The sequence below is a fragment of the Mesorhizobium sp. M1227 genome, from assembly GCF_040318315.1.
GTDB lineage: Bacteria > Pseudomonadota > Alphaproteobacteria > Rhizobiales > Rhizobiaceae > Mesorhizobium.
This window is the reverse complement of sequence record NZ_JAMYLZ010000055.1, coordinates 1-21,656: the sequence shown is the minus strand read 5'-3', so window position 1 is coordinate 21,656 and position 21,656 is coordinate 1. Positions and strand designations below refer to the sequence as shown.

General features: G+C 61.3%; 30 protein-coding genes. 16 read left to right on the top strand and 14 right to left on the bottom strand.

Annotation, left to right across the window (positions count from 1 at the left end; all coding sequences use genetic code 11):
* Positions 1-151: 151 nt before the first annotated feature.
* Together yghU and NKH28_RS32260 are read right to left on the bottom strand one after the other, a co-directional pair.
* Positions 152-1,039 (bottom strand): glutathione-dependent disulfide-bond oxidoreductase, encoded by an 888-nt coding sequence (gene yghU / locus NKH28_RS32265; protein ID WP_352981256.1) that lies wholly within the window; start codon positions 1,037-1,039, stop codon positions 152-154.
* 43 nt (positions 1,040-1,082) lie between these two features.
* Positions 1,083-1,289 (bottom strand): hypothetical protein, encoded by a 207-nt coding sequence (locus NKH28_RS32260; protein ID WP_352981255.1) that lies wholly within the window; start codon positions 1,287-1,289, stop codon positions 1,083-1,085.
* Here NKH28_RS32260 and NKH28_RS32255 point away from each other — a divergent pair.
* On the top strand, positions 1,288-2,193 hold the full coding sequence (locus NKH28_RS32255) for a S1C family serine protease (protein ID WP_023675699.1): 906 nt from the start codon (positions 1,288-1,290) through the stop codon (positions 2,191-2,193). The genes NKH28_RS32260 and NKH28_RS32255 overlap by 2 nt on opposite strands.
* 15 nt (positions 2,194-2,208) lie before the next feature.
* Here NKH28_RS32255 and NKH28_RS32250 read toward each other — a convergent pair whose 3' ends face one another.
* From NKH28_RS32250 to NKH28_RS32230, 5 genes are all read right to left on the bottom strand, one after another.
* The gene (locus tag NKH28_RS32250; RefSeq protein WP_352981254.1) at positions 2,209-2,820 is read right to left on the bottom strand and encodes a hypothetical protein; all 612 of its coding nucleotides are present in this window, start codon (positions 2,818-2,820) and stop codon (positions 2,209-2,211) included.
* Positions 2,821-2,861: 41 nt separating this feature from the next.
* Positions 2,862-3,059 (bottom strand): hypothetical protein, encoded by a 198-nt coding sequence (locus tag NKH28_RS32245; protein WP_352472094.1) that lies wholly within the window; start codon positions 3,057-3,059, stop codon positions 2,862-2,864.
* Positions 3,060-3,268: 209 nt separating this feature from the next.
* Positions 3,269-3,451 (bottom strand): DUF3606 domain-containing protein, encoded by a 183-nt coding sequence (locus tag NKH28_RS32240; RefSeq protein ID WP_023675702.1) that lies wholly within the window; start codon positions 3,449-3,451, stop codon positions 3,269-3,271.
* An 11-nt stretch (positions 3,452-3,462) separates the two neighbouring features.
* Positions 3,463-3,771: a hypothetical protein gene (locus tag NKH28_RS32235; protein WP_352472092.1), complete on the bottom strand. Its 309-nt coding sequence runs from the start codon at positions 3,769-3,771 to the stop codon at positions 3,463-3,465.
* Positions 3,768-4,283, bottom strand: a complete 516-nt coding sequence (locus tag NKH28_RS32230; RefSeq protein ID WP_352981253.1) for a hypothetical protein — start codon at positions 4,281-4,283, stop codon at positions 3,768-3,770. Before NKH28_RS32230 ends, NKH28_RS32235 begins: the two co-directional genes overlap by 4 nt.
* 70 nt (positions 4,284-4,353) lie before the next feature.
* Here NKH28_RS32230 and NKH28_RS32225 point away from each other — a divergent pair, with 70 nt between their 5' ends.
* A complete protein-coding gene (locus NKH28_RS32225; RefSeq protein WP_352981252.1) occupies positions 4,354-5,313 on the top strand; it encodes a prohibitin family protein in 960 nt (319 codons plus the stop codon).
* 52 nt (positions 5,314-5,365) lie between these two features.
* Here NKH28_RS32225 and NKH28_RS32220 read toward each other — a convergent pair whose 3' ends face one another.
* A complete protein-coding gene (locus NKH28_RS32220; RefSeq protein ID WP_352981251.1) occupies positions 5,366-5,932 on the bottom strand; it encodes an RBBP9/YdeN family alpha/beta hydrolase in 567 nt (188 codons plus the stop codon).
* A gap of 112 nt (positions 5,933-6,044) precedes the next feature.
* Here NKH28_RS32220 and NKH28_RS32215 point away from each other — a divergent pair, with 112 nt between their 5' ends.
* Positions 6,045-6,518: an Lrp/AsnC family transcriptional regulator gene (locus tag NKH28_RS32215; RefSeq protein ID WP_352981249.1), complete on the top strand. Its 474-nt coding sequence runs from the start codon at positions 6,045-6,047 to the stop codon at positions 6,516-6,518.
* Positions 6,519-6,523: 5 nt separating this feature from the next.
* Here NKH28_RS32215 and NKH28_RS32210 read toward each other — a convergent pair whose 3' ends face one another.
* Positions 6,524-7,000, bottom strand: a complete 477-nt coding sequence (locus NKH28_RS32210) for an Lrp/AsnC family transcriptional regulator (RefSeq protein WP_245274655.1) — start codon at positions 6,998-7,000, stop codon at positions 6,524-6,526.
* A 155-nt stretch (positions 7,001-7,155) separates the two neighbouring features.
* On the opposite strand from NKH28_RS32210, the gene NKH28_RS32205 reads away from it, so the two are divergent.
* The gene (locus NKH28_RS32205) at positions 7,156-7,908 is read left to right on the top strand and encodes a tryptophan 2,3-dioxygenase family protein (RefSeq protein ID WP_352472085.1); all 753 of its coding nucleotides are present in this window, start codon (positions 7,156-7,158) and stop codon (positions 7,906-7,908) included.
* Between the two features lie 268 nt (positions 7,909-8,176).
* Positions 8,177-8,608, top strand: coding sequence for a DoxX family protein (locus NKH28_RS32200; RefSeq protein ID WP_352836861.1), 432 nt, complete (start codon positions 8,177-8,179; stop codon positions 8,606-8,608).
* Between the two features lie 39 nt (positions 8,609-8,647).
* Here NKH28_RS32200 and NKH28_RS32195 read toward each other — a convergent pair whose 3' ends face one another.
* Both NKH28_RS32195 and NKH28_RS32190 read right to left on the bottom strand, forming a co-directional pair.
* Positions 8,648-8,953, bottom strand: coding sequence for a hypothetical protein (locus NKH28_RS32195; protein ID WP_352472199.1), 306 nt, complete (start codon positions 8,951-8,953; stop codon positions 8,648-8,650).
* Between the two features lie 707 nt (positions 8,954-9,660).
* Positions 9,661-10,488, bottom strand: coding sequence for a class I SAM-dependent methyltransferase (locus tag NKH28_RS32190; protein WP_352685199.1), 828 nt, complete (start codon positions 10,486-10,488; stop codon positions 9,661-9,663).
* Positions 10,489-10,861: 373 nt separating this feature from the next.
* On the opposite strand from NKH28_RS32190, the gene NKH28_RS32185 reads away from it, so the two are divergent.
* The 5 genes from NKH28_RS32185 to NKH28_RS32165 all read left to right on the top strand — a co-directional run bounded on the left by NKH28_RS32185 (position 10,862) and on the right by NKH28_RS32165 (position 14,124).
* Complete coding sequence (locus NKH28_RS32185; RefSeq protein ID WP_352685201.1) at positions 10,862-11,266, top strand: hypothetical protein; 405 nt, start codon at positions 10,862-10,864, stop codon at positions 11,264-11,266.
* A gap of 3 nt (positions 11,267-11,269) precedes the next feature.
* Positions 11,270-11,668 (top strand): hypothetical protein, encoded by a 399-nt coding sequence (locus NKH28_RS32180; protein ID WP_352981248.1) that lies wholly within the window; start codon positions 11,270-11,272, stop codon positions 11,666-11,668.
* A 79-nt stretch (positions 11,669-11,747) separates the two neighbouring features.
* Positions 11,748-12,296 (top strand): terminase large subunit domain-containing protein, encoded by a 549-nt coding sequence (locus tag NKH28_RS32175; RefSeq protein WP_502906691.1) that lies wholly within the window; start codon positions 11,748-11,750, stop codon positions 12,294-12,296.
* 408 nt (positions 12,297-12,704) lie between these two features.
* Complete coding sequence (locus NKH28_RS32170) at positions 12,705-13,250, top strand: hypothetical protein (RefSeq protein WP_352541147.1); 546 nt, start codon at positions 12,705-12,707, stop codon at positions 13,248-13,250.
* Positions 13,251-13,368: 118 nt separating this feature from the next.
* The gene (locus NKH28_RS32165) at positions 13,369-14,124 is read left to right on the top strand and encodes a phage terminase large subunit family protein (protein ID WP_352981247.1); all 756 of its coding nucleotides are present in this window, start codon (positions 13,369-13,371) and stop codon (positions 14,122-14,124) included.
* 66 nt (positions 14,125-14,190) lie between these two features.
* Here the strand turns inward: NKH28_RS32165 and NKH28_RS34595 are convergent, their stop codons facing one another.
* The 3 genes from NKH28_RS34595 to NKH28_RS32155 all read right to left on the bottom strand — a co-directional run bounded on the left by NKH28_RS34595 (position 14,191) and on the right by NKH28_RS32155 (position 15,692).
* The gene (locus NKH28_RS34595) at positions 14,191-14,661 is read right to left on the bottom strand and encodes a DUF6941 family protein (RefSeq protein ID WP_502906690.1); all 471 of its coding nucleotides are present in this window, start codon (positions 14,659-14,661) and stop codon (positions 14,191-14,193) included.
* On the bottom strand, positions 14,661-15,101 hold the full coding sequence (locus NKH28_RS32160) for a hypothetical protein (RefSeq protein ID WP_352981246.1): 441 nt from the start codon (positions 15,099-15,101) through the stop codon (positions 14,661-14,663). Before NKH28_RS32160 ends, NKH28_RS34595 begins: the two co-directional genes overlap by 1 nt.
* 435 nt (positions 15,102-15,536) lie before the next feature.
* Positions 15,537-15,692 (bottom strand): hypothetical protein, encoded by a 156-nt coding sequence (locus NKH28_RS32155; protein WP_352981245.1) that lies wholly within the window; start codon positions 15,690-15,692, stop codon positions 15,537-15,539.
* Positions 15,693-15,755: 63 nt separating this feature from the next.
* On the opposite strand from NKH28_RS32155, the gene NKH28_RS32150 reads away from it, so the two are divergent.
* From NKH28_RS32150 to NKH28_RS32125, 6 genes are all read left to right on the top strand, one after another.
* Positions 15,756-16,349: a hypothetical protein gene (locus NKH28_RS32150; RefSeq protein ID WP_352981244.1), complete on the top strand. Its 594-nt coding sequence runs from the start codon at positions 15,756-15,758 to the stop codon at positions 16,347-16,349.
* Positions 16,350-16,714: 365 nt separating this feature from the next.
* Complete coding sequence (locus tag NKH28_RS32145; protein WP_352981243.1) at positions 16,715-17,878, top strand: acyltransferase family protein; 1,164 nt, start codon at positions 16,715-16,717, stop codon at positions 17,876-17,878.
* 182 nt (positions 17,879-18,060) lie between these two features.
* On the top strand, positions 18,061-19,803 hold the full coding sequence (locus tag NKH28_RS32140) for a portal protein (RefSeq protein WP_352981242.1): 1,743 nt from the start codon (positions 18,061-18,063) through the stop codon (positions 19,801-19,803).
* On the top strand, positions 19,800-20,120 hold the full coding sequence (locus NKH28_RS32135) for a Bbp19 family protein (RefSeq protein WP_352816921.1): 321 nt from the start codon (positions 19,800-19,802) through the stop codon (positions 20,118-20,120). The genes NKH28_RS32140 and NKH28_RS32135 overlap by 4 nt, the downstream gene beginning before the upstream one ends.
* A 37-nt stretch (positions 20,121-20,157) precedes the next feature.
* On the top strand, positions 20,158-20,439 hold the full coding sequence (locus NKH28_RS32130; protein WP_352501182.1) for a hypothetical protein: 282 nt from the start codon (positions 20,158-20,160) through the stop codon (positions 20,437-20,439).
* A gap of 3 nt (positions 20,440-20,442) precedes the next feature.
* Positions 20,443-20,871 carry a hypothetical protein gene (locus NKH28_RS32125; RefSeq protein ID WP_352981241.1) on the top strand — a complete coding sequence of 143 codons (429 nt, stop codon included), beginning with the start codon at positions 20,443-20,445 and terminating at the stop codon, positions 20,869-20,871.
* The last annotated feature ends 785 nt before the right edge of the window (positions 20,872-21,656 follow it).

The following is a 21,656-nucleotide window of genomic DNA, read 5'->3' as shown; positions in this document are numbered from 1 at the left end:
CAATTTGCCGAGGTCAGCGCCAACGGAAGTCTCCCTCCCCCTTGTGGGGAGGGGTTAGGGGTGGGGGTACGTCGTAGAGCGAAAGCCTCGGCTTTCCATCTGCAATAGCCCTGCCCATTGTGGGGGGAGATCAGCAGTTTCAGTCGTCCGCTTAGCTTTTGGCCGCCGCGAGCTTGTCTTGTGTCCTGGTCTCGAAATCGCTGGCGTCATGGCGCTCGTGCAGCTGCATCGAAGGCTCGCCGAAGGTGCGGTTGACCATGCGGCCGCGCTTGACCGCCGGCCGCGCGTCGATGGCGTCGGCCCAGCGCTGCACGTTCTTGTATTGCTCCACCTGCAGGAACTCGCCGGAATCGTCATACATACGGCCTTTGGCCAGCCCGCCATACCAGGGCCACACCGCAATGTCGGCAATCGTATAGTCGTTGCCGCCTAAATACTCGCTTTCGGCGAGGCGTCGGTCGAGCACGTCCATCTGCCGCTTGGTTTCCATGGCGAAGCGGTCGATGGCATATTCGATCTTCGTCGGCGCATAGGCGTAGAAATGGCCGAAGCCGCCACCGAGATAGGGCGCCGAGCCCATCTGCCAGAACAGCCATGACAGCGTCTCGGCGCGAGCCGGCTGCTCCGTCGGCAGGAATTCGTCGAATTTTTCGGCGAGGTAGAGCAGGATCGAGCCGGATTCGAAGATGCGGACCGGCTTTTTCCCACTGCGATCCATCATGGCCGGGATCTTCGAGTTGGGGTTGACCTCGACGAAGCCGCTGCCGAACTGGTCGCCGTCGTTGATCCTGATAAGCCAGGCGTCGTATTCGGCGCCGCTGTGGCCGAGCGCCAGAAGTTCCTCCAGCATGATCGTCACCTTGACGCCGTTCGGTGTCGCCAGCGAATAAAGCTGCAGCGGATGCTTGCCGACCGGCAGTTTCTTGTCATGCGTCGGGCCGGCGATCGGCCGGTTGATGCTGGCGAAAGCGCCGCCATTTGCCTTGTTCCAGGTCCAGACTTTTGGCGGGGTGTATTGGTCCGTTGCGTAGTCGTTCATTTGGGAGGCCTTTGGAAGGGTTGGGTTGGGAGGATATCAGATATCAACGTGGGCAATGGCGGAGGAACTTTGCATAGGGCAGCTTGGGATAGCCGTAGGTACAGATAGGGCTGCCGGCGCTGTTGCAAAACCCCGGCGCGAACGGCGCGGCGCCGGTCCACGCCAAAGCCGGCGCCACCTCTTGCGCCTGATCACCTGCGCCATACCTATAGCCCATATCAGCTGCGAACATTGCCAGGAACCAAAGCATGAATATCGAACCCCTTTTGCGATCCATCGTGGCCGTCCGCGCCACCGTGCCAGAGGACGCCTTCACGGCAAATACACTTGGCACCCGCCGTGAGGGCAGTGGCGTGGTCATCCGCGGCGACGGGCTGGTACTCACCATCGGCTATCTCATCACCGAGGCCGAGGAGGTCTGGCTGGCCGACCAGGACGGGCGCGTGGTTCCCGCCCATGCGCTCGCCTACGACCAGGAGTCGGGCTTCGGCCTGGTGCAGGCGCTGGCGCCGCTCGGGCTGCCCGCCATTGCGCTCGGCGATGCGTCCAGGGCCAAGATCGGCGATCCCGTCGTGCTCGCCGACGGCGTCGGCCGCTCCGTGCGGGCGCGGATCGTCACCAAGCAGGAATTCGCCGGCTATTGGGAATATCTGCTCGACGAGGCGATCTTCACGGCGCCGGCTCACCCCTCATGGGGCGGCGCCGGCCTCATCGGCGCGGATGGCAGGCTGCTCGGCATCGGTTCACTGCGCCTGCAGATGAGCCGCAACGGCGAGGTCGCCGACATCAACATGGTGGTGCCGATCGATCTTCTGCCGCCCATCCTCGACGATCTGCTGACGCGCGGGCAGGTCGCCAGGCCGCCGCGGCCGTGGCTCGGCGCCTTCTCGGCCGAGAGCGACGGCAAGGTCGTGGTGATGAGCGTCGCCGAGGGCGGTCCAGCCGCCCAGGCGGGCCTTCGCCAAGGCGATGTCATCTCGGATGTCCGCGACACGGCGGTCGATGGGCTTGCCGATTTTTATCGCAAGCTTTGGAAGAGCGGCCCGGCGGGTGCCGAGATCCCGCTCCGGGTGCTGCGCGATGGCCGCGAAACCTGGCTGCGCGTCAAGTCCGCCGATCGCAACAGCCTGCTGTGGAAGCCGCCGCTGCAGTGAGGCAACCGAAACCTCTCACTCTCCGCAAGCGCTGAAGCCAGTGCCCGGGGTCCATTCCGCAAATGGGATGACCTTGCCTTCGACCGATACGGTCGCTTGCCTGGTGCTGCCGTCCGCCAGCTTCTTGCTGCTTTTGCCCTTGCCGGTCAGCACATTGTAGTCGCAGTCGCCGGCAACATTGTCGTCCATGTAATCCCAATAATCGTAGGCAAAACCGGCGACGACGAACGTGCCGTTGCGCCAGGCGAGCGTCAGCGTCTTATTGGTCCGCTCGCTGCCGATCTCCATCGCCGGAACATAGAGCTTGATCGAACCGTTGGGGAGCGCGGTGAGTTCGGGCTCGGTGTCGGATGTGGCGGGGCCCGGCCGGTCATAATCCTTCCATTCGCCGTAAATCTGTTCATGCACGACCCCGGCAGGTTTTAGAAAATCGCCATCGCGATCCTTGAGGAAAAAATACATGTCCATGGGATGGCCGGGCTCGGTCTCCACGATCATCGCCAGATCGGCGGCGCCGTCGCCGTTCCAGTCGCCGGTCGCCGCCGTGATGATCTTCTGCGTCTCGATCGGTTCTGCCAGGGCGGCGGCCGGCAGCAGCAGGACCAGACCGAATATTGTCGATCGCATGTAGATCCCCTCGCGCTTGGGCAGGCCTGAGAGCATGCTTCTCAGGAGGCCCGGCTCTGCCGCGTCTCGGAACGGCTCGTCTCGTTGAGCAGCCGGCAGAGCGAAACCGCTTCACGACGGCTCAGGCCGATCAGCGCGATTTGCGAAAATTGCGCCGGCAGATCGTGAACGATGTCCCACACCATCCATCGGCCGTTCGGCTCCATGACACATTCGTAGCGCAATAATTGTTCCTGCATCCGACCCCCCGGCTTTGCTCATCGGACTGGTACAGCGTCGAGGTAAATGAGTTGTTGCGCCGCGAGAGTATTCCGCGGCTGTCAAAACCAGGCGTTGAATCCCCACAGGGGCGAACCCGACAGGTCACGGCTGACGGTGCCGATACTCTCGACAAGGCGGCAGGGCAGGGACGCTTCCGGCGTGAACGGCGGCCACCGCTAGAATTGGATCAGGCGTTGCGGCTCGCCATATGCGCGTCGAGCTTCCTCCTCGAGGGGCCGTAGCGCTTGATGATGGTCGCGGCCTCGCTTTGCGGTATGCCGTATTTGCGGGCAAAGGCAGCGACCTCGTAAGGCTCTTCGCCTGAGACCAGTTTGCGATCCTGCTTGGTCTTGGATTTGTCGTCGGCCATGGCGTCCTCCATCACATCTGGTCGTTATAGGGCTCCTTGGTCCGGCCGACCATCCTGGCCAGTTCGGCAAAGGACGGTACGCCGGTTTCACCCTGGGCATTGTTGGCCGCCTGCAGCAGCCTGAGCGGAAAGCAGACGGCGTCGCGGTTGGATGGCGACATGTCTTCATAGAGACGCTCCTCGCTGGTCATCGCCGCCTCGGCCCGGCGCAACGCCATGTCGACCTCGTCGACCGACAGCAGGCCCTTGTGGACCAGCGCGTTGTTGACGGCCGCGATCGCCATCATCAATCCTTCGAGCTGAAGATTGGCGACGTTCATCGTCTTGCGTCCTTGCCGGGCTTCTTGGCGGTGGCCTTGCCGTCTGGCCGGATCGCTGCGCGCGGCGGGTTCTGGCCCTCCGAATGCAGGGTCCTGTCATCGAAATCGTCAGCCGGCCTGGTCAATCCCATGCCGCCGGGAGGTGGCTTGTTGCCGGCCGCATCCTGCGAAAATTCGTCGGCCGCGTCGCGGCTCGTCTTTGCCGGATATTTCCTCGCTCCGGTCTCGTAGCGGTTCGGGTCGTCGGCCATGTCCTGTGCTCCCGTTGCAATGAGCAGATAACTTTCATGCGGCGGCAGCGGTTCCGTGGCGAAATCGACCTTGCCGGTGCGCAAGCCTTCGCAATCTGCGACCACGACTACGAGGATTGCCCGAAGCGCAGAACCGATGCCGGACGGCAGAAGCAGACGCCAGGCAACGCGTCCCAGCCCGCAGCCGCGGCTGCAGGGGAAATCGGCTGGCCACCCTGAACCACCCGCCGGTCCGGCCGGCTGCCCCGAAGGTCTTTCCATATCCAGAGGATTGCAATGCCGCCACTATTGTGGGCAAAAGCAGCACGGGCAATCAGGTTGGGGTGGGGTGATGACCGAAACGCAAGGTAATTCAAGCCGTCCGCAGGGCAAGCCGGGGATAGCATCGGGGTCGATCGGTTCCGGCCTGATCGCACTCGTCATCGTGGCGCTCGGCGTCTTTGCGCTGTTTGGATCCTGGTACACGATCGATCAGGGCGACCGCGGCGTGCTCTTGACCAACGGAGCGCTGAGTTCGGTCGTTGATCCCGGACTGCATTTCAAGCTGCCGTGGTTACAGCGTGTCGAGAAGATCAGCCTGCGCCAGCAGGTGCTCAAATGGGGCTGCGAGAACCAGAACGATTGCAGCGGCCTGCCGGCCATGCAGGCCTATTCGCGCGACCAGCAGCCGGCCGACATGCGCGTCACCGTCAATTTCCACGTGCCGGCCGCCGAAGTCAGCAACGTCTACACCAATTATGGATCGATCGAGGCGCTGGCCGACCGTGTCATTGCCAGGAAGGCACCGCAGGAGATCAAGACGGTGTTCGGCCAGTACGACGCGGTGTCGGTTATCCAGAACCGGGCGAAGTTCAACAAGGACGTCGCCGAGGCCATCGCGGCGGTAACCGACGGGCCGGTGATGATCGACAGCGTGCAGGTCGAGAACATCGACTTCTCCGATGCCTACGAGCAGGCGGTCGAAGCCAGGATGACGGCGCAGGTCGAGGTGCAGAAGCAGGAACAGAACCTGCAGCAGGAAAAGATCAAGGCCGATATCGCCGTCACCCAGGCCAAGGGCCGCGCCGACAGCGTCAAGGCCGAAGCCGAGGCCAGCGCCTACAAGACCAGGGTCGAAGGCGATGCGACCGCGGGCGCCATCAAGGCTCGCGCCGCCGCAATCGCCAACAATCCGCTGCTGGTCGAACTGACCAAGGCGGAGAGATGGAACGGCGAATTGCCGAAGTCGATGATCCCGGGCTCGACCGTACCGTTCCTCGAACTCAGCACGCCTGCCGCAGCATCGAACTGAGGCGCGGCGCAAACCAGATCAGGGCGGCGGCGCGATAGCCGTCCTGGTGCGGTTACGGCTGAAGCACGGCGCCTCGGGCGATTGCCTGCGTTTGACCTAGAAAAGCTGTCAGCAGCTCCATTCCCGCCGGCCAGTCGCCGAGCCCGCTGTCGCCATTGATGTGGCCAAGCGGTCCGGCGATATGGAGATCGCTGCCCCATCGCTCGGATTTCGCCCTGGCATAGTCCAGCGAGCCGTAGGGATCGTTGGTGCTGGCGACAATCAGCGACGGAAAGCGAAGCCGTTGTTGCGGTGCGTCGGCGAAGGCCCGGGCGGAGGAGGGGAAGGCCGGCGACGCAGGGTCCGGAACCGCGACCAGCAACGCGCCGCCAATAGAGCGGGTGGAGATCCGCTGCCAGTGTACGACGAGCAGACAGCCGAGGCTATGGGCGACGAGCACCGGCGGTGTCCTTGCCTGGCATACAGCGGTTTCCAGCGCAGCCACCCAGTCGTCGAGGTCCGGCGCGTCCCAACTCGCCGGGTTGAACCGCCGCATCGCCGGGTTTGCCTGCTGCCAACGTGCCTGCCAGTGGGCTTTGCCCGATCCGCCGATGCCCGGCACAATGATGAAGTCGGTCATGCGAGGCCCTTCTTTCCTGATGCAGCGCGTGCAATTCTAGGTCTTCTCCCAGGTGGCGGAATGAGAGATCATCGGAAAGCAGCGACGAAATCCGATGGATTAAAGGGCGATCATGCGGAACGGCGATTATCGGCCAAGGCTCGACCCCACCGATCTGGCGATCATTGAGATCATGCAGGAGGATGGCCGCATCGGCATCTCCGAGCTTGGCCGCCGCGTCGGACTGTCCCAGCCCGCCACCTCGGAACGGGTGAAGCGGCTGGAGGAGCGTGGCATCATCACCGGTTACAAGGCGGTGATCAATTCGGCAGCGCTCGGGCTCGGCACCATGGCGGTCATCCGCCTGCGCACCACGCATGAGCATATCCAGGCCTGCCTGAAGAAGTTCGCCCAATTGCCGGAGGTGGTCGAGGTGCTGCGGGTGACCGGCGAGGATTGTTTTCTGGTCAAGGTCGTGGTCCCGTCACCGCCCGATCTTGAAAGCATCGTCGACAGCATCGGCCGGTACGGCACGGTGACGACAAATGTGGTTCTGCGCGCCGAGCAACCGAAGCGGCTGGGACGCGAATTGATGACCAGGGCCTGACCGGTCTATCGCTTGGTCTGCGTATGCCCGACGGCATTGGCGAACGAGATGCCGCCCTTGATCTCGCGCATCGCCATCGAGGTGATCGTGCGCCGCACGCCGGGCAGCCGGCTGAGCTCCTCGCGCAGCATCCTGTCGAGCGCCATCATGTCGACGGTGACTATCTGCAGGAGATAGTCGGCCTCGCCAGTAGTGGCGTGGCAGCGGCGGATCAGCGGATGCTTTTTGACCGCCGCCTCGAAGGCGTCCGACAGTTCGAAATCGATCGACACCTGGATGAAAGCTTCGATGCCGAAGCCGAGCTTGGCCGGGTCGATCCGGGTCGAGTAGCCGCGGATGACGCCGGCGTCCTCAAGCGCCTTGACCCGCTTCCAGCACGGCGTCTTGCTCAAGCCGACCTCGTCGGCGAGCGCGGCAAAGGAGATACGGGCCTCGCGTTCGAGCGCCGCGACGATCTTCCGGTCGACCGCATCCAGCATCATTCGTTCTTCCTATCCGCTTCAGATGCAGTGTTTGTCCTTCATTTTGCACCAATCGAATAACAGAAAGGGACAATGTTCGGCAAGAAGGCGATTAGACTCGGGAACGGGATCCAACAAGCGCCTGCGGCCCAACGGCCGCGGCAAGGAGCATGGCCATGGACAAGCAGGATTATTATGCCCGCATCGAAACGCCTGAGATGCGCGACTATGGCGTCTACCTCAAATGCGACAGGCTGCTGGCCTGCCAGAAGCCGCTGGCCGAGATGGTGAATGCCGACGAGCTGCAGTTCCAGATCGTTCATCAGGTCGAGGAGCTGTGGATGAAGCTCATCGCCTATACGCTGGTCGATGTCGTTGATTTCCTGGAAAAGCAGGACACGCATCGCATCGTCACGCTGATGGGGCGCGTGCACCGGCTGATGCGGCTGATGACGGCGCAGCTCGACCTGCTCGAAACCATGTCGCCCAAGGAATACCAGCAGATCCGGCTGCAGCTCGGCAATGGCAGCGGCCAGGAATCGCCAGGTTTCAAGCAGCTGTTGCGCCTGCCGCCCGATCTGTGGCGGGCCTTCAAGGCGTCGTACCTCGACGACCGCGGCCTTTCGGTCGAGGATGTCTACGATACCGGCTACGATCACGGCGACAGCTATGTCGTTGCCGAAGCGCTGATCGAGTTCGACGAGCTGTTCCAGAAATTCCGTGCCAACCACCTCTATCTCATCCACCGCACGATCGGCCTCGGCGCGAAATCGCTGAAGGGCCGGCCGGTCGAATTGCTGGAAGCCGGCGCCCGCCACCGCTTCTTCCCGGAACTCTGGGACATACGCTGGGCGATGACCGACCGCTGGGGCAGCCAGTATGGAACGGTAAGGGAGCCGATCAGCAAGCCGGGGGTCAAGGTGGGGTAGCGCAACCTTTCTTCTCCCCTTGTGGGAGAAGGTGGATCGGCGCGCAGCGCCGAGACGGATGAGGGGTGTTGGTCGGAGTGCCGCCGGCGCCAAGCTGGAGCACCCCTCATCCGTCGCCTTCGGCGACACCTTCTCCCACAAGGGGAGAAGGGAAGGCGCCACTTTGGTGCCGGCGCTTGTATCTCTCAGGTTTTTCGGGGGATGATGTCGGGCTTGCGGCTGGTGGTGCGTCCTTGGGGCACAACCATCGCAACTCTGGGAGGACATCATGACCTTGGAAACCGCTCAATCATCCGTTCAGTCGCCGTGGCAGACCGCGGCAATCCTTATCGCCCGCCTGATCTTTGCCGCCGTCTTCCTGATGGCCGTGATCTTCAAATTCGTCGATATCGGCGCCACCGCCGGCTATATCGCGGCGGCCGGGTTTCCATTCCCGCTCTTCCTGGCCTGGTGCGCAGCCCTGCTCGAGGTCGTCCTCGTTCTATGCTTCCTGACCGGCGCCTTCTTCTCATGGGCAGCACTCGTCGCCGGCGCCTATGTGCTGTTCCTCGGCTTTGCCTTCCACGGGCCGTCGCACTGGGCCGGCAACCAGGCGGAGTTCGGCTTCTTCGTCGATCACTTCACCTTCCTGGCCGGGCTGCTGTTTGCCGCCGTGCACGGGCCGGGCCGCGTCCTGGCGCTGAGGCTTGGCAGGGGGTGATGCCAAAGCTTGCTGCGGCGGTCATCCTCGGTCGCCGCGTCACATCTGGTCGTTGTAAGGTTCCTTGATCTGACCGACCATGCGTGCCAGTTTCGAGAAGGACGGCATGTCCGTCTCCGGCTGACATTGATTGGCCAACTCCAGCAGTCGGATCGGGAAGTTGACGGCATCGCGGCTCGACGCCGACATGCCTTCGGACCTTTCCTCGTTGGTCTCGCTGGCTTCGGCCTTGCGCAAGGCGATGTCTATCTCCTCGACGGAGACCACGCCCTTGCGGACCAGGACCTGATTGATCGATGCGATGGCCATCAGCAGGCCTTCGAGTTGCAGATTGGCTACGTTCATGGCTTTTGCTCCCATTGGCTGGGGTTCAAACGCGCGAATGCCTGTTCTGATCCGCGGCTGCGGCTGCTCGTCGGCCGGTGAGATGCCTCGGCAAATGGAGGAAGCGCCAATTGCCGACGCTGCGTTCGCGCCCACAAAGTGGCTGGCGGGCAACGCGAGGCGCCGAAGAGAAATTCGGTTTTTTGTCGCCGCGCCACATTTTGTTCTTGCTTTGTGCCGGCAGCTATGCTACTAATTTAGGTGCCAATTGGCTCCAACGACCCGCCCGCCGAGGCGGGTTTTTGTTTTCAGGCTTCTTTTCGATCGAACGTTGCTTGTGTTGCCGGCTGTGAAGTCGGCGGGACAGCGCTCGGGACAGTACCCCCCTCTGGCCTGCCGGCCATCTCCCCTCAAGTGGGGAGATTGGCGGTTTCGGCGCTGCGCTCTTCCTGCAACGTTGGAGATTGGCGAAAGCCGGCGCGAAAGCCGATTTCCCCCCAAGTGGGGGAGATGTCCGGCAGGACAGAGGGGGCCGCGAAGGAATGCAGCCTAGCGGTCTTCTTGGAAGGTCAATCGGGAGGCGGACAAGGCGAGGCGCTGAACGGAATTCGCATTTTTCTGCCGCCGCGCCACATTTTGTTCTTGCTTTGTGCCGGCAGCTATGCTACTAACTTGGGTATGGTGCTAATTGGTTCCAACGACCCGCCTCCCGAGGCGGGTTTTTTGTTTCAGGCCGGTTTGGAGACGATCACGGCGAGCGAGGCGAGCTTTCCGTCACTCAGGCTTCGGATGTAGTTGCGGCGGCGCTGCAGGAATTCCGCGCCCATGACGACTTCATTTGCCTGCTGCTGCGCCGGCGAGGGCACGATGCCGGAATTGGCCCTCTTCAGCGCCAGCTCAACATGTTCGCCGGTTTCGTCGACGATTTCGTCGATGCGAAATCCGGCATCGACAAACAGGGTTTTCAATTTTTCCCGATCGGCGAGGTGGCTGGTCGCCGCAGAAACCGCCCAGGGCATTGGATAGTAGGGCTCGCCGCCGGCGAGCACGGCTTCGGTCCAGATCAGCCTGCCTCGCGGTTTCAGCACGCGCCAGGCCTCGTCGATGACCGCGGCCTTGTTCTCGATGTTCATGCCGACATAGAAGCAGATCGCCGCATCGAAGGTGCTGTCGCCAAAAGGCAGTTTCGTTGCGTCGGCCTGATGGAAGCGAACTTTGTCTGCCAGTCCGCTGAGTGCGGTCAATCGGCTCGACGCGGCGACAAAGGCTGGTGTCAGGTCGATGCCGTCGACCTCGCAGCCATAGGCCGAGGCCAGAAACCTTGCCGGCCCGCCAATGCCGCTGCCGATATCCAGGATTCGATCTGTCGGCAAAGGAGCAAGACGGGCCGCATGCTCCTGCGTGGCGGTCAGTTCGCGGCCATGGAACTGATCGAACGGATAGAGTTGCGCGGCCGCGAGTTTGCCGGCCGGGTCGGCGTCCGGGATCGCGGCCAATATGCGATCGACGATGCCGTCGCTGCCCTCGCTGCCGTAGTGACTGGTGACATTGCCCATGACGCGTTCCCCTCAAGCGCAACCACCATCCCATCAACGCAAGTCTCACGCAATGCCCCGCCTTTTCGCCCCTCTTTCCATCCGTTCACCGACGGGGATGCGAAGTCGGCAGCGCATTTTTCTGCCGCCGTGCCACATTTTGTTCTTGCTTTGTGCCGGCAGCTATGCTACTAATTTGGGTATGGTGCCAATTGGCTCCAACGACCCGCCCGCCGAGGCGGGTTTTTCATTTCGGGCTCCTGTTCGACCGAATGTTGCGTGTGCTGCCGAGGTATGTCGGCGCGAATGAACGCGACCGACTATCCCGGTCCGCAACCACCTATCGTCCATAGATTTCCCAACGCGCCCGTGCGCCCATTTCAGAGAACACCCCATGTCCAACCGTTACGCCACCATCATCACCGACGATGACGGCCGCGAGGCCGTCAGCGCTATTGGCGAGTTCGCCGGCGCCGGACCCTATGCCCGCCATGGCCGCTTCGAGCAGGTCGCCGCCGGCGTGCGGATCGGCATGGTGCGTGGCGGTACCGTCGATGCGGTCGGCGGCTTCGGCTTCCCGTCGGGAGCACTCGACGGCAACGCGGTGGCAATTCTCAGGGCAAGGCTGAACGCCTTGCCCGACGCCGGTGCGATGAAGCCCGGCACGACGACCGATGCGAAACCGGCAAGCCAGCTGCGGAAGCCGAAGTCGGCACGGGCCGGCAAGAAGGCCAAGCCGCGCAGGCGCATCGTGCGGCCAGGCAACAAGAAGCCGATGTCCGCCGGGACGGCGGAGTAGGGCATGGCCAAGGCTCCTTCCGCCGGCGATCCGCAGCCGCACGATCAAGCACCCGGCAGCCGAACCAGGCGGGCGAAGAAGACGCTGGCCGACGGCTTTCTCGAAGCGATCCGCGCCGATTTTCGCGCCCATGGCGCCGGCGTCATCGCCGAGGTGCGCGCCGAAAAGCCCGATCAGTATCTGAAGCTCGTGCTGTCGGTGCTGCCCAAGGATCTTAATGTCAACATCAACAATCTGGATGCATTGAGCGATGACGAAATCAGGCAGCGCATCCGCGGCCTCGAAGCCGTCCTTAGGCCGTTCCTCGAGAAGCCGGGCTTCGCAAAAGGCCTCGCAGAGCCGGGCGGCAAGGACGGAATATCTCAGCCTGCTGGCGGAGCTGGACCGGAGGCGCCGCACTAACCAGCTTGCCGCCTATCGGCCCTATCCCCGACAGGCCGAGTTCCACGCCGCCGGCGCGACCAATCGCGAGCGCCTGTTCATGGCCGGCAACCAGCTCGGCAAGACCAGGGCCGGCGGCGCCGAATGGGCGATGCACCTCACCGGCCGCTATCCCGATTGGTGGCAAGGCAAGGTTTTCGACTGTCCGGTTCGGATGTGGGCGGCCGGCGTCACCGGCGAAAGCACGCGCGACAATCCGCAGCGCATCCTGATAGGCCCGCCGCAGCAGCAGGCGGCATGGGGCACCGGCATGATCCCGGCCGACGCCCTCGTCAGCACGATGGCGGGACGGGCGCCGGGCGCGCTCGACAGCGTCGTGGTGCGCTGGGGCGGCGGCGGCGACGTCCAGGCCGGTGAATCGGTGCTGTCGTTCAAGAGCTACGAGAAGGGTCGCGAGAAATGGCAGGGCGAAACGCTGCACGGCGTCTGGTTCGACGAGGAGCCGACGCTCGACATCTATTCCGAAGGGCTGACCCGCACCAACGCCACCGGCGGCATCACCATCGTCACCTTCACGCCGTTGCTCGGCATGAGCGACGTGGTGCTGCTGTTTTTGTCTGCGGAGCAGGTGGGAGGGATGGGGAGGTGACATCGCAGGACTTGGGTTCCTCGCCCCACAAAGTGGGGAGAGGTGGCCGCGCAGCGGCCGGAGAGGGGACTTTGGCAAGCACCAGACGCTGGCTCCCTCGATTGTTGTCTGCACAGGTCGGCGCCATTCCCCCTCTCCGTCTCGGCTTCGCCGAGCCACCTCTCCCCACTCCGTGGGGCGAGGAACCCAAGCCTTTTGAGCGAGCGCGTAAAGTTTCTTTGCCGAACAACACCATGCGTCCGGCGCCTGCCAAAACGATTCAATGCGGACAAGGTGAAACACGTCACCTTCATGACCATCGACGATGCCGGACACTACACGCTGCGCCGAGATCATCGCGGTTGCCAAGTCACGATCCGGAACTAGACTGACTGCGTTGGGCGGGAGATCACGACTATGAATAGGCGGATGGTGTTCGTCGGCGGCCTGTCTTCAATTGCAGTATCATCAGCGGGCAGAGCCGAGATGTCAGCGACCTTTCCTCCCGTTCCGAAATGGCGGCCATCGTTTTCGCAGCCCATCGATCGCATCGAAGAGCGCTTTGGCTACTACTTCAACCAGGAGCGTGACTTTGCCATCCTTGAAAACGGCACCTGTGTGCTGACGGAGGCTGGTCTTTCCGATGGCGCTGCATCCTTGGCAGCCATCCAGACGCTTGCCGAGATCTACAACTACCACCCGGACATGAAACCGTCTGATATGGACGATGGCAATTTGTTGGTCAGTTACAATCATCCTGCCTTCAACGTCGTGCTGACCGACATTGCCAAGGCGCATTGGCCAGAGATCGAGGCTCGCCACCAGGACGGACTGACGACCGACGAGGTGTTGTTCACGCCGCTCGGGCAGAACGTATTCGATGATTTTGGCAAAAAGGCGCTGCTAGGCCGGTGCTACATGTTCATGGATGCACAGGCGCCGAAAGTCGTGCGCATCAAACGTCGGGCGATCTGATCCCGACTTTTCGACCGGCTCCGTGGCAGGTGTTCCGAGCGATGCAAACGGAGCCGCGAGGCGGGGCGTTGAAGCGCGCACCCGCCACCACGATTCAATGCCGCGAGGGTGAAAAACAATGACCCGTCACGTCACCTTCATGACCATCGACGATGCCGAACATTATACGCCGCAGCAGCGCGCCGAGATCATTGCCGCCTATCCGGTGCATGAGCGCGAGGCGCGGGCCAAGGGCATTCCGGTGCTCGGCTCCGGCCGCATCTTTCCGGTGGCCGAGGAACTGATCGCCTGCGAGCCGTTCCCGCTGCCGCGCTATTGGCCAAGGCTCGGCGCGCTCGATTTCGGCTGGGACCATCCCTCGGCGGCTGTCGAGCTCGCCTGGGATACGGAGGCCGATGTGGTCTATGTCACAAAGGCCTGCCGGGCTTCGCAGCAAACTCCGGCAATGCAGGCGCTGACGCTGAAACCGTGGGGCGAATGGCTGCCATGGGCTTGGCCGCGCGACGGCCGCCGCGAGACGCTGGAAGGCGCCGGCACCGCACTGGCGAAGCAATATTCCGCACATGGGCTGAACATGCTCGCCAGCCATGCGCAGTTCGCCGACGGTTCGGTATCGGTCGAGGCCGGGCTGATGGACATGCTCGACCGCATGCAATCAGGCCGCTTCAAGGTGTTCTCGACGCTTTTGCCGTGGTTCGAGGAGTTCCGGCTCTACCATCGCAGGGATGGCCAGGTGGTGAAGCTGCGTGACGATTTGATGGCGGCGACCCGCTACGGCGTGATGATGCTGAGGGAAGCGGTGGTCGACCCGGCGGTGTTCAAGGCCGCGCGGCGGAAGGCCGGGCAGGCCGATCCGCTGGGGGCGTTTCGGTGAGCGGGATAGGTAACCAGGTAAGAAAGCTTCAGGTGCCATGGGTAAGAAAGAGCCGATACTTAAAAGCTAGCTGACTTTCGTGGTCGTCCGCCCTTTAGCCTCAGTGCTGGAGGATCGCGAGGACTTGGAGCCGGAAGTTGTCGGAGGGGCCGTCGAAATCCTTCCAATGTTTTGAACTTCGATATCCCACGAGGTCAGTTCTTTGTTACCAATCTTTAGGACAATTGACAGAACCCCTGGCTGTGGAATTACTACGCCCCCAACGTCAACTAGAGCCCGCGTCTTTTGAGCCCCTTGAAAATGGCCCATCGTGTCCATTTCGCCTATCTTGGATCCGTTCAGCATCCATTCGTAGACAATCTTAAATTCTTCTTTGTCGCCTCTCTCCCTCGAAAACCATGCAAGTAGCGACATGCTAGGCACCGCGACGGGGAAGGCAGGCGCTGCTATTGTGTCAATAAGATTGAAGATGCTTACTCTATTCGAGCGAGCATCTAGTGACAAACTGTCGGAGCAGGTAAATAGGATGAGCTTCATTAGTTTTGAACAAGTTGCAAATGTGACGCCGTCGCCTGCGACTGCGACTTACTCTCGATTGATGGTTTCAAAACCAAATTCAATGTGGCTTCCGTCATCGTTGTTGTCTGCCCAGTTTGGAGAATCACGTCAGTCAAATATTCAAACCAAGGGTAAGCCTCATAGTGGTGGCCGGCAAACTGCTTCAAAGCCATAAACGCTTCTCTGTTAGCTAACGCCACCAAGTAAACGTATGGCCGAACGGCGGAGTGCAGATTTTTTGGCTTTGTCCGGAGTGCAGCCTTTAGTTTCGAAATCAAGGCTCTTTCAGATGTACTTTCGTTGATCTGGCGAATTAGGGATTCTTCGGATTGAAGCTTTCGCAACAGGAAAAGTGGCGTGTTAGCAACCACGAAGGCTGTAACGGCGTTGCGCAAATCGAAATCTGAAGAACGGCTCATTTTGCAACTCTAAAATAGCGAACGTCCGAGGCATCATACTCACATTCGGCCGGCCTGTGTATAGCCTCGTGCGCAGGCCCCCATTTGCTTAAAATCCAGGGGCTAAATTGATCCTTCTCGACTACGATTCCCGAGTGCTCTGCGTCCCCGTTCGTGTAATAAATGGCAACGTCTCCTGGCATAACTTGGGGAAGAGGGATACGTACATATTCATCGTCCTCCAATATATATGCAATTTCTTGGGCGCTTGTGATCTGCGTTCGACGAGAGGCGAATGTTAATCCATGACAATTGTAAGTCGCACACGGGCCAACCGGACGATGCCTAGCACTCTTCCACTTCAGCATTAAATCGTTCACAACGAGTCTGTAGCCTGCTGGAAGTGGGTTCCTATCTTGAACGTTAGATATTTGATTTGAGAGACGCGTCTCCATATTAAGTGTTTGCGTCATGAGCCTGATGGTCTTTCGTGCCACGCGAATTTGTCCCCCATCTGATCGCCCGCTTCGCTTCTTTATCAATGGGGCCGACCTTTGCCAATGTGCCGATGCGTAGGGCACGGCTGCCTTTAGCCACTTCTTCAATGGCCATGTGGTTGCGTTCGCAGTCAGATTGTCGCCCGTTTTACAAGACAGCCCATGCCATGGCTTCCTCATGACCCTCCGCATCATTCCCGCCACTTTGCGCGATCTCTCCTATATCGCCGCCAACCTCCGGCCCGAAGACCGCGCCGAGATCGACTGCCAGTTCGACGACTGGTCGCCGGCGCTGCTGGCGCTGATGGCGCTGCAGGGATTTGCCTATGTCGCCGAGCTCGACGGCAATCCGGAGGCCGGTTTTGGCGCTGCCGAGCAGCGCGGCGGCTTATGGATCGCCTGGAGCTGGGGCACGCGCCGCATGAGGCGCTGCGTGCCTGGGATTACGGAATTCTTTCATGCCGTGCTCGGGCCTGAAGTTGCCGCGCGCGGCGCATTGCGGGTCGAGGCGCGAGCGCTGGCGGCCAATCAACTGGCGCTGCGCTGGCTTGCCCGGCTGGGCGCCACGCAACGCTGCCGCCTGCCGGGCTATGGCAGGAACGGCGAGGATTTTCTGCTCTACGACTGGACAAGAGCCTCTCACTCTGGAGAAAACCATGTGCCTCTTCCAAAAACCGCCGGCGCTGAAGCCGTTGCCGCCGACACCGACCATTGCCGACAAGGACGTACAGGCGCGCGAAGCCGCCTTGCGGGCCCAGCTTGCGGCCAATGACGGCACTGCCGGCACGGTGAAGACCGATCTGTCGCCCAGTGAGCTGACCGGCCAGCGCCGCGTGCTGCTGGGGGTGTGACATGGGCGCCATGAGAAGAGTGTTCCGCAACCGGGTGCTGGCCTGGTGGTACTGGCGGCGGCATGCAAGGTTGGTGAAGAAGAGATAGACGGGAGCTTGCCTGCCGGGATCGCGTAAGCTGCGATCCTTCGCGCCCCGGGTGTTCAAGTGCATGCCTCTACAATTGCCCTCCGGTGTTCCGCGTTTTTCCGTAACAGCACAGCGCAAATCGTGTTCCTTCCGCACGGTTGACATTCCTCCCTCAGCCGCCATGCTGCATTGCAACATGGCAATCGAGGAGTTCGGCATGACAGAAGCCCGGTCATCGCGCATCGAGTGCCTGGACGGGCTTCGGGCGCTCGCCGCGATCTGGGTGCTCATCGGGCACTGCCTGCTGTTGACCGGCTGGCAGATTCCTATTCTTGGCGAACCGGACCTCGGCGTCGATCTGTTCATCATGCTGTCCGGCTTCCTGATGGTGTTCCACTACCAGCTGCGCCAGGACAAGGAGCCCTGGCAAAGGCCGGAAACCTGGCTGAAATTCTGGACCCGCCGCTATTTCAGGATAGCGCCGCTGTTCTACGTCATGCTGTTCGTTGCCCTGGCGCTTGGCCCCTATCTCTACGGGTCGAGAATGGTCATCGACGAGTTCCTGCTGAGGTCGCCGCAGGCGCCCGAGCGTTATCTCGACAGCGGCCTGAAGAATATCGGCGCCCATCTGCTGTTCCTGTTCGGCCTGGTGCCGAATTTCGCCTATCGCACGCCGCTGCCCGACTGGAGCCTCGGGCTGGAGATGCAGTTCTACGCGCTGTTCCCGGCCATTATGCTGCTGGTGCGCAGGCTTGACTGGCTATGGGCGGCCATGCTGACCGCCGCGACCGGCAGCGCGATCGTGTTCTTGATGGGACAGTTGTCGGTGCACTTTCCGATGCCGTCGTTCCTGCCGTTGAAGATGCAGATTTTCCTGTGCGGGATGCTGCTGGCGGGCGTCGTCCATCAAAGGCAGAAGCGGCCTTTCGTGCATCTGGCACTGGCCATGCTGCTGGCGGCGCTGCCCTTCGGCGGCGGCTATGGGCTGAGCAAGCTGTTGATGCGGGAAGCGCTCGTCCTGGGGTTCTTTGCCCTGGTTCTCTACCGGATGCTGCCGGGAATGGCGGGCATCGTGGCCAGAAAGATCGCCATGACGCTCGCCAACAGGTTCTTTCATTTGATGGGTGAGCTTTCCTTCAGCATCTATTTGATCCATCTGCTGGTTCTCCAGCCGGTGGCGGCTCTGGTCATCACCCAGTTCGGCCACGAGCTGTCGGCGCCGTTGCGCTTCGCGGTCGTTGTTGTCGTCGTCTTGCCGGTGGTGTGCCTGCTGTCCTGGATCACCTATACGCTGATCGAAGTACCCGGCCAGAAGATGGGGCGTTTCGTGGTGCAGCGCTTTGGGCGCAAAGCCGCGCTGGAGACGACGCCGGCGGAATAAGGCGCTGCCGATCTCCCCCCTTGAGGGGGAGATGTCGCCGAAGGCGACAGAGGGGGTCGCCGGTCCACGCGAGACGACCCCCTCTGTCCTGCCGGACGTCTCCCCCTCAAGTGGGGAGATCGGCCGCTTCGGCGTGCCCGCCACTTCTTTTTTCCAATTGAGTTTATCAAGCGAGGCTGACCATGAGCGATTCCCGTGCTCGCGATATCCTGTCGCGACAGGCTGAACTGGAGAGCGAGCGCAGCCAGTACGAGCATGTCTGGGAGGCGGTGTCGGAATTCTGCGATCCCGATGCGCCCGACATGTGGAGCGGCAGCCGAAAGGCCGGCTTCGATTCGCAGGCCGAGCGGCAGGAGCGGCGCGGTGCGCGGGTCTACGCCAACACCATAAACTCGGCCGCCAACCGGCTGGCCGCGGGGCTGGAAAGCCTGATCATCCCGCAGTCGGAGAAATGGCATGGGTTGTCGACCGCGGCCATCAACGACGAGGAGACCGACGTGGAGAAGGAATGGGCGGAAGCGCTGCGCGACTTCCTGTTCTCGCTGCGCTATTCCGCCAATTCGAACTTCGTGCCGGCAACGCAGGCCTGCCTGCGCAATGTCGTGCGCTACGGCCCGGCCTATCTCTATGCCGAGGAAGGTTTTGGCGGCACGCTGATCCGCTATGCCTCGATCCCGGTGGTCGAGGGCTATCTCTCGCGCAACCGCTGGGGGCAGGTCGACATTTTCCACCGCCGCTACGAGCGCACGGCAAGACAGGCCGCGCAACTGCTCGGCTATGACAGACTGCCGGCGCGGATCAAAATCCTGGTCGACGACCCCGCCAAATGCGAGACGAAGATCTCGCTGATCCAGTGCATCCAGCCGCGCGACGAGCGCAAGATGTACAGTCTAAGCGGCTCCTACCAGTATCTCGATACGGCGTTCGCTTCCTATCATGTGATCGAGGACGAGGAGGCGATCGTCAGGGAAAGCGGTTTTCGCTCGTTCCCGGTGTCATGCTTCAACTGGCGCCGCTACGAGGGCGATCCCTACGGCATCTCGCCGACCATCGAGGCGCTGACGACGGTGCGCGAGGAGAACGCCGTGCGGCGCTCCGGCCTGCGCGCCTTGCAGCAGATCACCGATCCGGCGACCGCCTCCAAGGCAAGGCTCGACTATGTGCCGGTGCTCAATCCCGGCGAGAACTATCCCGGGCTGATCGACGATGCCGGCCGGCCGCTGATCGCGCCGATCGCCACCGGCCAGAACCCGACCTATGCCTTCAATTACGCCGACAGCCGGGCCGAGGAGATCCGCGACATGATGTTCGTCAACCTGTTCCAGACGCTGGTGCAGAACCCGCAGATGACGGCGACCGAGGCCTTGATCCGGCAAGAGGAGAAGGGCGCGCTGCTCGGGCCGTCCGGCTCGATCATTCAGGCCGGCTTTGCCTCTAATCTCGACCGCGAGCTGGGCATTCTCGAGGACAAGGGACTTTACGAGGAAGATAGCCGCTTCCTGCCGCCGGCGAGCCTTGCCGGCAAGGCGTTGCGGCCGACCTTCACCGGCCCGCTCGACGTGCTGCGCCGTTCGGCCGAGGCGCGCGACACCATCCAGGTTGTCACCACCGCCATGCAGATGGCGCAGTTCGATCCCGGCGTGATGGACAATATCGACGGCGACGCGGCGCTGAAGATCGTGCAGGGCGCCGGCCGCAGCCCGCAACGCATTTTTCGCCGCCAGGACGAAGTGGCGGGAATACGCGATGCCAGAGCCAAGGCTCAAGCTGAACAGGCCGGCATGGCGGCGATGGCTGCCGCGGGCAAGGTCGCCAGGGATGCCGTGCCGGCGGCAGTGCAGGCGCGCGACAGCGGCCTGCTCGACGGGCTCGGCGGGCTGATGCCGCAGGCTGTGCAAGATGCTTCGGGCGGGCAGGGCGCATGAGCCAAAAACGCTTCGCCCATTCCAGCCAGGCCGGCGGCCCGGCCAAGGCGCGGGATGCGCTAGCCAAGGCCTATCTCAGGGTGTTCTCGGGCCAGGACGGCGAAATGGTGCTGGCCGACCTGGCGGCCGCAACCGGCTATTACCGGCGCCCGTCCTATGGCGAGTGGTTGGCCAAGACCAAGACGCCGAACGGCTTCGAGCTGCACAGCGCGCTGAGCAACGCGCGGGCCGAAGTGGTGCAGCATATTATGGGGTTTTTGACGCTGGACGAGGCGCAACTGGCGGCACTGGAGAAGGCGGCGAGGGCGGAGGCGTAGGGGCTTTAGGAAAGCGTATGCTCAGGCGAACCCCGACGTGAACATCGAGGATGTAGTAATTCATCATCCGGCTGAGCAGCAATTACTTAAGAGGCTTCTAAATTTCCTATCGAAGAAAAAGATCAATTCGATAGAAAATCTACGCGGGATCCCTAAGGATTTAAATGATATTCTGCATCTTGTTATCATTAGGGGCGAAAATGACAAATTCTATGAAAAGTACCCGTATCCAACGGAGCAGCAGATTCTGGATCATTCTACAATGATGGATAAGAAATATGGCCATCATTTCGTGCCGCCTGTCGGAAAATATAGGTGAAAAATGGATTATTATTATGTAGAGCCATTTGTTGCTGGTGATTTTGGCAAAAATACGGTTCTCGATAACCGCGTTCACCCGCCGATTGTGCACAAACTTCACTACGAGATTGACGTTTGGATAGGTGATGTCCTGATAAGGAGTTTTCCCTGTTATCTTGTCACCAAAGAAGCCGAGCTGGAGCTGCTGAAGATGCGAGTTTCAGGGGCGACGTTTGCCGACGTCGAGGTTACTGCTTCGGAGTTGTTTCATCGGCTGCAGCCAGAAACAGAACTTCCAACCTTCGTCTGGATGAAGATCCATGGGCAGCCAGGACATGATGACTTCGGCATGGCTTCGAACCACACGCTTGTTGTTTCAGAGCGGGCGCTAGACTCGGCAATGAGTCGGCCGGGATTCATTCATTCGACGAGCCGGAAAAGGATTGAATGATCCTAGCGACTTCGCACGTCAGAGATTTAGCTGATGGACTGCAAAACCTGAACGCGAATAGCCATCGGTTCTGCGGGCATCAATTCTGCAAGGTGCAGTCCAAATACCACGTGTTCAGATATGTTGGAGTTTGTAGCGTGACCCGCGCCTTGGTCGGAGGACCTTCAATATTTGCTGTCCTCATAACGAAGGTGTCGAGCATAAATGTCGTGCTGTCAAATGCAGCGATCTGATATACGTTTCGTCGGAAGATATCGTATTTCGTTGACGATGGTTTGAACGTGCCCGATTTGCTGGTTACAATGAAGTGATCGGCAAATTCTTGGATATCAAATTTCCTGGCCTTGTTAGCTGCGACGAATCCCGAGTCATCTGATGACGGTATGTCGGACCATGTGTGGAAGTCGCTTACTGAACATATGAAGACGTCGCCATCTTTTGAGTTCACTGGCTCCATTGCAAACAAGCAAAGCGACAAAAGGATTATGAGGCGCAGGATCGCCGGCCTCAATGTTGCAATAGTCCGCATTGCCCGCCCCCGTGGGTAGCCCTGGACGATAGCGCTGACCTCTAATCAGGGGAAGGACCAAATCGTCAGGGAAACGGATGCGCGAGGTTGACGCTGCGCCCCTCTCCCCGTTCTACGGGGAGAGCGATGCCGGCAGGCAGGTGAGGGGCGGTGCCAGTTGTGTGCGTCAAGTTCTGCAAAATGGCGTGGCATTGCGGTGACATCGGCGTGTCCGCCGCGCAGCCCCCGTGTTTAGCGGAGCGGCGGACACATGACG